Source organism: Caballeronia sp. BR00000012568055 (assembly GCF_029439455.1).
In the GTDB taxonomy this organism is placed as follows: Bacteria; Pseudomonadota; Gammaproteobacteria; order Burkholderiales; family Burkholderiaceae; genus Caballeronia.
Genome location: NZ_JAQFVG010000197.1, coordinates 1 through 686 on the forward strand (window position 1 = coordinate 1; position 686 = coordinate 686).

At 57.9% G+C, this 686-nt stretch carries 1 protein-coding gene and 1 pseudogene; both read left to right on the forward strand.

Annotated features, from left to right (window positions below; all coding sequences use genetic code 11):
- Nucleotides 1–228 (forward strand): annotated as a pseudogene (locus tag P7F28_RS09805) (ectoine/hydroxyectoine ABC transporter ATP-binding protein EhuA); the annotation flags it as partial.
- 21 nt (nt 229–249) lie between these two features.
- Nucleotides 250–686 (forward strand): aldehyde dehydrogenase family protein (locus P7F28_RS09810; RefSeq protein WP_277184300.1); only part of this gene is annotated, 437 nt, incomplete at its 3' end.

The window sequence follows — 686 nt, forward strand, 5'->3', positions numbered from 1 at the left end:
GCGCTCGATCCCGAACTGGTCGGCGAAGTGCTGAACGTGATGCGCGATCTCGCCTCTGACGGCATGAGCATGATCGTGGTCACGCACGAACTGGGTTTTGCACGTGAGGTCAGCGACCTCGTCGTCTTCATGGATGGCGGCGTGGTGGTGGAGCAGGGCAGCCCCACGCACTTTTTCAACAACACCCAGACCGCCAGAACGAAAGCGTTTCTGGGCAAAGTCCTTTAATGTTCTAACGGAGTGCTAGTGATGTCGATTCCCTATACGGTGCGTACGCAGGCGTTCATCGACGGACAGTTCGTCGATGCCGAGAACGGCGCCGTTTTCGAGAACCTCAATCCCGCTACCGGCCAGTTGCTCAACACGGTCGCTGCCTGTTCGGAGCGCGATGTCGACCGCGCCGTGCAGTCGGCGAAGAAGGCGTTTCAGTCCGGCGTATGGAGCAAGATGGAGCCACGCGAGCGCAAACGCATTCTGCGCAAGTTTTCGGATCTTGTCGAAGCGAACGGCGCGGAAATCGCCCTCCTGGATTCGGTCGATGCCGGCAAGCCCATCTCGGATTGTCAGAATCTCGACGTGCCGGACGTGGTAAATAATATTCGTTGGTATGCCGAAGCAATCGACAAGGTATTCGGAAAAATTTCGCCTACCGGTCAGGACAAACTCGGGCTGGTGGTGCGCGAAGC